The 5,205-nt window shown below is 62.1% G+C and carries 4 protein-coding genes; 1 reads left to right on the top strand and 3 read right to left on the bottom strand.

Annotated features, from left to right (window positions below; translation table 11 throughout):
• The first annotated feature begins 258 nt into the window (after nt 1–258).
• Nucleotides 259–1,194, top strand: coding sequence for a transposase (locus tag QZ196_RS17155; RefSeq protein WP_296428568.1), 936 nt, complete (start codon nt 259–261; stop codon nt 1,192–1,194).
• Here QZ196_RS17155 and QZ196_RS17150 read toward each other — a convergent pair.
• The 3 genes from QZ196_RS17150 to QZ196_RS17140 all read right to left on the bottom strand — a co-directional run.
• A complete protein-coding gene (locus QZ196_RS17150) occupies nt 1,121–3,463 on the bottom strand; it encodes an AAA family ATPase (protein ID WP_296428567.1) in 2,343 nt (780 codons plus the stop codon). The two genes, QZ196_RS17155 and QZ196_RS17150, sit on opposite strands and share 74 nt — an antisense overlap.
• Nucleotides 3,464–3,677: 214 nt before the next feature.
• Entirely contained in the window at nt 3,678–4,244 is a 567-nt protein-coding gene (locus QZ196_RS17145; protein WP_296428566.1) for a hypothetical protein, read from the bottom strand.
• A gap of 76 nt (nt 4,245–4,320) precedes the next feature.
• Nucleotides 4,321–5,205: hypothetical protein (locus QZ196_RS17140; RefSeq protein ID WP_296428565.1), on the bottom strand; the 885-nt coding region annotated here is incomplete at its 5' end.

The following is a 5,205-nucleotide window of genomic DNA, read 5'->3' as shown; positions in this document are numbered from 1 at the left end:
CCTCACCGGCTTTGGCCTGCAAAGAAGATCGCCGCCTTTTTTAACACTTCCCTCTTGTCTTATCCTGAACATGGCTCTTGTGCGATACAGGAGCCGTCGTCCGGCACGGCATTTATGCCGGGCGACGGCGAGGGTCGGATCGTTTCCTTCTTGGTCGTGACGGACCGCCGAGGAGTAAGGTCGCCCTCGTCTTTTCTTACGACCTGAACGGATACTTGGGCTTGCGGCCCGTATGACAAGACAAGGTGGAAAAGACACATGAACAATACCATTGGCATCGACATTTCCAAAGACACACTTGATGTCCATCGTTTGACAGATGGTCAACATAGGCAGTTTCTCAATGGAAAGGCCGGACATATACAGCTGCTCAAGTGGATTAGGTTGCAGCCGGGGCAGCTAGTTATCTTTGAGGCAACGGGTGCCTATCATCGGCAACTGGAGCGTACGCTTGGTGCGAAAGCCTTCCCGTTCGTAAAAGTGAACCCAAAACAAGCGCGTCGATTTGCCCAGGCCAGTGGGAAACTTGCAAAAACAGATCGTGTTGATTGCGAAATGTTGGCAAAGATGGGTGCCGCTTTACAACTCGTGCCGCAACCTCCTTTCGCAGAAAGTTTGTATGATCTGAGAGAGTTATTGTCTGCGCGGCGCGCGCTTATCAAAGATCGCACAGCAGCCAAGGCACGTAAGGCTACGGTTTCTAACGCTCTGGTAAAGCAGCAACTCGAAAAACGTTTGCGCCAGATCGAAAGTGATATTGAAAAGATTGATGCGTTGATGCTGGAGTTGGCGCGCCAAGATCAACGCATGAGTGAACGGCTGGATATACTCTTCAGTATCCCGGGAATTGGAATGATCACAGCGCTTATGATCCTCGTGGATATGCCCGAAATTGGCACGCTGGGTAACAAACAGGTCGCCAGCCTTGCAGGGTTAGCACCCATGTCACAAAGCTCGGGAAAATGGCAAGGAAAGGCGCGGATACAGGGTGGGCGTCTAAATTTGCGCAATGCTATCTTCATGCCAGCGCTCGTCGCGATCCGTTTCAATCCGGATCTGAAAGCCAAGTACGATTATCTGGTAGCGGCTGGGAAAGAGAAAAAAGTAGCCATCACGGCTGTCATGCGCAAACTGCTTGTCCTCGCAAATGCGCTGCTACGAGATCAGAGAAAATGGGCTGAAAAAGTGACTTGACCAAGACGGATACTCCTTGGCTGTCTATCTCTGTGTCTGGCATCACCCGCGCAAGCAACTCCTCCAGCGCCGGTCCGGTGAGCAGGCCCGATGTGGAGAGGGCGCGCGCCATGTCATCCAAAACCGTTTGATTTGCGCGCAGGATGCGCAGCGCGCGAGCTTCGGCCTGCTGCAGTCGGGCCTCGACGCGGGTGCGCAGACCCGGATCAAGCGCCAGCCGCGCCTGCGCGGCTTCGGGTGTGGCCAGCCACAAGAGGGTGTCGCCCAGGCCATAACTGACTTCAAGGGCGGTCGCCGTTCGTGTCGCCTTGGCCAAGTCGCTTTCGACCTCTCCCCCGGACCCGGCTGACGGATGTCCGAAGATATGGAGTTCTGCCGCGCGACCAGCGAGGTCCAGCGCCAGCTGCCCCGCAAAATGCGCCGCGTCCTGGATATCGCGGGTCCGGCTGGCATGGGCAATGCCGCCATCGCTGCGCAGCGCCAGCAAGGAGGGCAGCGCCGCACCTGTGGCCATTCCGACCACCGCGTGGCCTGCTTCGTGAACAGATACGCGCCAGCGCAGGGCCTCAGGAAGCGGCGGGCGCGCGGCGGCGAGCGCCTCCTCCAGATCCGGCAGGCTCAGGTCGCGCCGGGCCTTGCGGGCACGGGCGCGGGCCGCGCGAACCGCGGCGGCGATATCGGCCCCTGATGCCCCGACGGCCTGAACTGCCACGCCCGACAGATCCGCATCCGGCAGATCGGACCCCAACTGCCAACGGATTGCCTTTGGCAGCAAGGTAAGCGTGGGATAATCCAGCGTCACGATGTGGTCAAAGCGCCCGGGCCGGATCAGCGCGGCGTCGAGCTTGTCCACATGATTGGTCGCGGCCATGACTACGACCCCTTCATGCCCGTGGAATCCGTCCAACAGGTCGAGCAATCCTGTGACGATGTAGTCCGTATAGCTCGAATTGTGATCTCTCGGCCTTGCGCGATCGCCAAAGGAGTCGACCTCATCGATGAACAAAATACTTGGCGCCTGTTCGGCGGCGCTGCTGAAAGCAGCGCGCATGGCCTTGATCACGTCCGAGCTGCGCGCGCTCTCAGTCGACCATTGTGCAAGTGACCCTGAAACAACCGCAACCCCGGCCTCGCGGGCAATGACCCGCGCCAGCTCCGTCTTGCCGCTCCCCGGAGGGCCCACCACCAGCGGCCCGCGCGTCACATCGCGCCAGGCCAAACGCCCGTCCCGCCAGTCGCGCAGATCGGCGATCAGCTGCTGGACCGGTGCACGCACGCTGTCCGGCAGCGGGAACTCAGCCAGCCCGAAGCCTGCGTCCGGACCTGACGGGCTCAGTGTATCTTTGATAGCGCGAATGGCGGTGTCCGGATCCGAAGCCCGCAGCCCAAGGGTCAGCGCGTCGGGACCAAGGCGCGTCAGCACCACCTCTTCGGGCAAAGCCCGGAGGGCTGCGGGTGCATTCTGGCCCGGATAGGCCATGTCCATGAGCAGTGCCAGCATGGGCTGGTCGAGCGGTGCAAGCGGGATCACCTGCGGATGCAGATCGCGGAGGGCTTTGGGTGATGTGCCTGCAACCGGGGTGATCAGGATCAGCGGCGTGCCCTGCTCGATGGCATCATGGACCTTGTCGGTCAGGGTGGCGAAGGGACGGTGGCGATCAATGGCGGCCGTGTTGATGGCGTACTCGGCCAGCATCACGACCGGATCAAGTGCTGCTTCGGGCCAGATGTCATCATCGACGACGACGGCCTCCAGCACCCGGCGGGTCATCTTGTCCAGCGCAGCGTTGCCGGTGCCCAACAGCGTGAGCGCACCACGGGCGCCAAGGGCTGCCACCATCGCCTCGGGGTGCGCAAAGGTCTTTGCCAACCGCACAATGGCCAGCAGCGTTACCGGCTTTGGGTGCCACGTGGACGGGAGTTCGGGCTCTACTGGTCGACAGGGCGGCAGCAGATCGCCCATCGCTTCAGCCAGTGCGGCCTCGCGCTCGACCTTGTCCAGCAGGGCATCGACACAGTCGGGATCATAGGCATCGCCCGCCGGATCGGCTGACGTTTCTGTGGCCAAGGCCAAGCCAGAGAGGTGGACACCAAGTGCAGAGCTGCTGGCCTGTGAATTGGTCGCTGGCGCAGGATATGTGGTCCAGCCGGCCCAGGTCGCGCCGCGTACTGCATCAAGCAGCATGCGGGCAAAGGTCCGCCAGTCAGGCTGCGGGGAGGGGTGCACAGCAGCCTGTGACGGGTACGGAGATGTGGGTGTGATCGTCATGGCGATCTCCTGTGTTCAGAGAAAAGGGGGGGGGCGCGGCCCGCCGCGCAAATGCGGCGGGGGTGGTGAAAAGGCGTCCTGTGCCTTGGGATCAGGCGGACCGCGGCGGTTTTTTGCGGGTCCGGACCGGCATGGCGGGCGGCAACGATGCGCGCCAAGGGCGGGCCTTGCAGTTCATCCGGTTGCAGTGGTCGCGCGTTGCGGGCGGTCCAGGTCAGGCGGCGAGATCGAGATCGTCGTCCCAGCCGCCCGGGATGGCGTCAGTGTGGCCCAGCCTGGCCAGCGCTGCGTCGAGGCTCATCCGAGGATTCCGGCGGAGGCCAGGTATCTCACCTGCCTGGATGACGTGCCGGTTCTGCCAGTCCGCGGAGAAGTAGACGACACCTTCCGTAAGAATGACCATCGCCAGAACGTCGAAATCTTGGGGCAAATAAGGGCCTTTACCGGTCGCCCCTCGCGCGGATCTCTGCTTGAGGTTAAAGATATAGCTGCCAGTGTCGGTCCGGCAGTGCCGGGCTTTGACTTGAATCCGGACCTGTACGCCCCGGGGGAGCAGCAGTACGCGATCATGGCGTTCGAACTCGGGCGTGGCATAGGCCCGCTCTCCCAGCCGCATCAGAACGGAGTCCACAAGCAGTTCGGCTGCGATGCCGAGCGCCTTGGCGTGCCGACACAAGTCGTCGGTGGTCATATGCGGGTAGCTGGCCAGCGCCTCGCGGGCGTTACGGGTCTCAACGGGACGGGACGGCATGGTTATGCCGGGAAGGTAGAGTTGCTGCATCGGGATGCTCCGTTGCTCAGTAAAGGGAAAGCGAGGGGGCCGTGCCCCCTCGAAAGGGCATGCGTGGTCGGCCTGATCAGGCCGCCATCATGGGCCCAAAGGTGCCATCATCGTCAGGGCCAGGCCCTCCGAAGTCCTGAAGCTGCATGAGCTCGGTGAGCAGGATGAAGAACTCGGTCTGGAGCTGGCGCGTCCGGCGGGCCACCGCATGGCTGCCCCCCACCATGAAATTTACCTGATGGTCGATCAGTGTACCGAAAAGGAACACACGGGCCTCGTCGTCCTCTTGGCCAAGCAGGCTGTGCAGGGCGTAGCCCATCTCCCAGAGCGCCCCGTCTTCAGGGCGGAGCAGGTCCACCGCCATGACGTGGTGAAGCGCATCGTGCATTGCGGTCAACGCATCTTCTGCGCCGACCATCGCACTGGTGAACTGCGGCGTCCGGACGTCTCCTGCCAGCCGTCGCTGGATCATTTGGTCCGCGCGGACGAACTGATCCATTGCGGCCACGAGGCTGATGAAGCGGCGCGACATCTCGGTATGCGCTACATCTACGTTATCCGACAGCACTGGCGCAACGCCGTGGTTGCCCATCGTAACAGTCCCCGGCAGCAAGATGTAGGCCGTGAGCGCGTCGAAAGCCGTGTCGAGCAACGCGTTGTAACGGGGGCGATCCGGCCGGTAGAGGGGGAACAGGATCGTGTCGTTACGCATGACGCAGATGTTGCGGATCATAGCCACCTCGGAGGGCTTGTCCGTTGTCAGGACGGTCCGGACCATCCGCGCCGCAATCTGCATCCCGTGGGCCATCTCATCGACTGTCGCACCCGCGATGAGCGCAGCGCAGTGGGTCAGCGTTTGCGCGCGGCCGGTGTCCACCGCGCAGGTATAGGCCGCAAGGGCGGGATCTTGGTCGGTATACCCGACAAGATCACGTTCCGCGGCGGTCAGTTCGACCAGCGA

The organism is Yoonia sp. (assembly GCF_017854565.1).
In the GTDB taxonomy this organism is placed as follows: domain Bacteria; phylum Pseudomonadota; class Alphaproteobacteria; order Rhodobacterales; family Rhodobacteraceae; genus Yoonia.
This window is presented reverse-complemented; position numbering and strand designations above follow the sequence as displayed.